This is a genomic window from Actinomycetota bacterium, from assembly GCA_036280995.1.
In the GTDB taxonomy this organism is placed as follows: Bacteria; Actinomycetota; CALGFH01; order CALGFH01; family CALGFH01; genus CALGFH01.
Genome location: DASUPQ010000169.1, coordinates 1 through 3849, shown reverse-complemented (window position 1 = coordinate 3849; position 3849 = coordinate 1). Strand labels below are relative to the sequence as shown.

Here is a 3849-nt window from a genome sequence, read left to right as displayed (position 1 = left end):
GCGTCGACCGCCGCGTCGAGCAGCGGTGCTCGGCCGGGCCGGTCCGGGCTGTGCCACTCCAGCTCCTCCGCCGGCCGGACCGGACGCAGCTCCTCCAGGTCGCCGACCACGTCGATGCCCGACCCGCGCACCCAGTCGATCCACTGCCCGGTGATTGCCTCGGCCCAGCCGAACATCCGCGGCGGCAGCGTGGTGCGGTCGGACCTCGTGCGCCGGGCCAGGTGCTGGTGCACCAGCAGCTCGGTGACCAGCGCGTGGTGGTCGGTGCTGGACACGCCGCGCCGGTGGAGCATCTTGTTGAGACGGCGCACCAGCGTGGTCTCCGCGCCGCCCATCGAGGTGTTGCCGCGCGGGCTGTCCTTGGGTGCCCACGCCGGGTCGATCCCGAACACCTCACAGAACCGGTGCCACAGGAGGTCGGCGGGTGCGCCGGACTGCGGCACGGTGACCAGGTGGATCCGCTCGGGCGGGAGGTCGGCACCCCAGCGGGTCAGCACGCCCGGCAGTCCCTGCGCCTGCCAGAACCACAGGTCGGGCGACCGGGTCTGCACCCGGTCCAGGAACCGCTTGTAGGACAGGGTCTGGTACTGCTTCACCGACTCCTGCCAGGCCGCGGGCACCTGACGGGCCAGGTCGCGGGCGGAGTAGACGACGTGCACCTCGCGGCCGCGAAGGTCATGCATCGCCCGCGCCACCTGCTCGGGTGTCGCCGTCGCCAGGATCTCGTGGCTGACCACCGCCGTTCCCTCCAGCCTGCGGACCCGGCGCACCAGCGCGGGCCAGGCACCCTCGGCATCGGCGCGGGCACCGCCCCAGTCCCGGTCGATCAGGTCCAGCGCGGGCTTGAAGTGCGACGACGGCAGCCCGAGCGGCCCGAGCGGGTAGTGCACGTGGTGGGCGGCGAGCTCGCCACGGTTGAGCCGGAGCCGGTCCTGGAGGTAGCTGGTACCGGTCTTCGGAGCCCCGATGTGGAGGTACACGCGGCGCCTCATCGGATCACTGTCCCCGGATGGACTTCATCGCCTTGCTGACCTTGCCGGTGAGCTGCTGCTCCGGGTCGGGCCGCCGGGCCGCCTCCTGGGTCATCACCGCAAGCGCCTCCAGGGCGGCGTCCAGGGTCTGCTTGCGGCCGGGCCGGTCCGGGTTCAGCCACTCCTGATCCTCCGGCGGAGGCACCGGCCGGAGCTCCTCGACGTCACCGACCACGTCGATGCCGGATCCCTCGATCCACTCCACCCACTCCTCGGCGATCTGGTTCGCCCACGGGTACAGCCGCGGCGGCAGCGTGGCCCGGTTCCGGTCCGGACGCCGGGCCAGCGTGTCGTGGACGAGCAGGTTCTTCACCAGCGCCGCGTGCTCGTCGGAGGTCAGCTCGGAGCGGTGCAGGCGACGGTTCAGCTGCCGCACGACCGCCGTCTCCGCGACGCCCATCGACGGGTTGTCGCGCTCACTGGCCGCCGGGGCCCACTCCGGGTCGATGCCGAAGACCTTGCACAGTCGGTGGAACAGCAGGTCCTGCGAGGCGCCCGCCGGCGGCACGGTCACCACGTGCACCTGCTCCGGCGGCAGGCCGGCGCTCCACCTGCCGAGCACGCCGGGCAGCCCCTGGGAGCGCCAGAAGAACGCGTCCGGCTGCGCCTGCAGCTTCTTCAGGTAGCGCGAGTAGCTCCACCGCCGTCGCTGCTTGATGCTCTCCTGCCAGGTCGCCGGGATCTGCCGGGCGAGGTCGCGCGAGGAGTAGACGACGTGCACCTCGCTGTCCTCGAGGTCACCCATCGCCCGCGCGATCTTGTCCGCCGGCGCGGCGGAGAGGATCTCGTGGCTGATGATCACCGTGCCGTCGAGCCGGCGCACCTTCTTGACCAGCGCGTCCCACTGCCCCTCGGCGTGCCCGGACGGACCACCCCAGTCGGCCCCCATCAGATCCAGTGCCGGGCGGAAGTGGTCGACGTCGCGGGCCGAGAGCGCCGGGTAGTGGACGCCGTGCTCGGCAAGGGCGGAACGGTTCAGCGCCAGCCGGTCCTGCAGATAGGTCGTCCCCGTCTTCGGTGCACCGACATGGATGTAGACGACACGACTCATGCGGGGAATTGTGCCTCAGGCGCCGGCGAGCGCGGCAACCACCCGGGAGGGGCTCGGCCGGCCCAGCTGCCCGGCCATCCAGGCGCTGGTCTCGACCAGCGCCGTCAGGTCCACACCGGTCTGCACACCCAGCCCGTGCAGCAGCCAGACCAGGTCCTCGGTGGCCAGGTTGCCGGTGGCGCTCTCCGCGTACGGGCAGCCGCCCAGCCCGCCGGCGGACGCGTCGAAGGTGGTGATCCCGGCCTGCAGCGCGGCGTAGGCGTTGGACAGAGCCTGGCCGTAGGTGTCGTGGAAGTGCACCGCCAGGCTGTCCTTGGCCAGGCCGGCCGCGTCGAACGCGTGGAGCAGGGCAGTCACCTGGTGCGCCGTACCGACCCCGATCGTGTCGCCGAGGGAGAGCTGCGAGGCGCCGAGGTCGAACAGCCGCTTGCCGACGGTGACCACCTGGTCGACGGGGACCTCGCCCTCCCACGGGTCACCGAAGCACATCGACACGTAGGCACGCACGTCCAGGCCGGCCTCGCGGGCCCGCGCGACGGTGGGCTCGAACATCGCGAACTGCTCGTCGAGGGAACGGTTCAGGTTGCGGCGGGCGAAGGTCTCGGTGGCGCTGCCGAAGATCGCGATGTGCTTGACGCCCTTCTCCAGCGCCCGGTCCAGGCCGCGCTCGTTGGGCACCAGCACCGGCAGCTCCCGGGCGGCGTCGCCGAGGTCGGCCACCAGCAGGTCGAGCAGGTCGGCCGCGTCGGCGAGCTGCGGCACCCACTTGGGGTGCACGAAGCTGGTCGCCTCCACGATCGGCAGCCCGGCGGCCACGAGCCGGCGGATGAACTCGGCCTTGGTGTCCAGGGGTACGACGGCCTGCTCGTTCTGCAGCCCGTCGCGGGGGCCGACCTCGTAGATCGTCACCTGCGACGGCAGGCTCTCGTCGCGCACCGGCTGCGGCTGACGCATCACGCCTCTCCCTCCACCACGAACAGGGTCGCCCCCAGCGCCACCTGGTCGCCCACGGCCGCGGCCACCTCGGTCACGGTCCCGGCGATCGGCGCCTTCAGCGCCAGCTCCATCTTCATCGCCTCCAGCACGCCGAGCACCTGCCCCTGCTCGACCGGGTCGCCGACCGTCGCCGAGACGTTCAGGACCGTGCCGGGCATCGGTGCTTGCACGGTGCCGTCGGATCCGGCGCCGGCGCCTCCGGGGCCGAACGCGTCCGGCCGCTCGAAGCGGAAGGTGTTGCCGATGTGCGCGACCGCGACCCGGTGCGGCGTGATCCGGATGGCGCCCTCGTGCACGAGGTCGTCGATCTCCAGGCGGAGCATCCCCTCGTCGGAGGCGATCGGGTGCACCCGCCAGGTGCGGTCGGCGGCGACCACCAGCCCGGCGGGGTCGACCTGGAACAGGGTGGCCTCGCCGTCGACGACCAGCTCCACGGAGGTGGGCGCCGCCGGTCCGGCCATCCGCCAGCCGTCGCCGGTGCCGAACGGGTGGACCGGGTCGTCGTCGCTGGCCCGGGCGAGCGCCCACGCCGCGAGCACCGCGGCCGTCTCCGCGCCCTGCGGCCGGATCGCATCTGGGTGGCTGTCCAGCCAGGCGGTGTCGATCTCGCAGTCACGGAACGCGTCCGAGGCCGCGAGCGCGCGCAGGAACCCGAGGTTGGTGGTCAGCCCGAGGATCGCGGTGTCGTCGAGCGCGGTGACCAGCGCGCGGCGGGCGGCCTCACGGGTGGGGCCGGACACGATCACCTTTCCGAGCATCGGGTCGTACGAC

The 3849-nt window shown here is 72.6% G+C and carries 4 protein-coding genes; all 4 read right to left on the bottom strand.

The window, feature by feature from the left end:
- On the bottom strand, window positions 1-992 hold a 992-nt coding region (locus VF468_05500; protein HEX5877767.1), incomplete at its 3' end, for a hypothetical protein.
- A gap of 4 nt (window positions 993-996) precedes the next feature.
- Window positions 997-2082 (bottom strand): hypothetical protein, encoded by a 1086-nt coding sequence (locus VF468_05495; protein HEX5877766.1) that lies wholly within the window; start codon window positions 2080-2082, stop codon window positions 997-999.
- Between the two features lie 15 nt (window positions 2083-2097).
- A complete protein-coding gene (locus VF468_05490; protein HEX5877765.1) occupies window positions 2098-3036 on the bottom strand; it encodes a hydroxymethylglutaryl-CoA lyase in 939 nt (312 codons plus the stop codon).
- Window positions 3036-3849 (bottom strand): biotin/lipoyl-containing protein (locus VF468_05485; protein HEX5877764.1); only part of this gene is annotated, 814 nt, incomplete at its 5' end. The genes VF468_05485 and VF468_05490, both read right to left, overlap by 1 nt.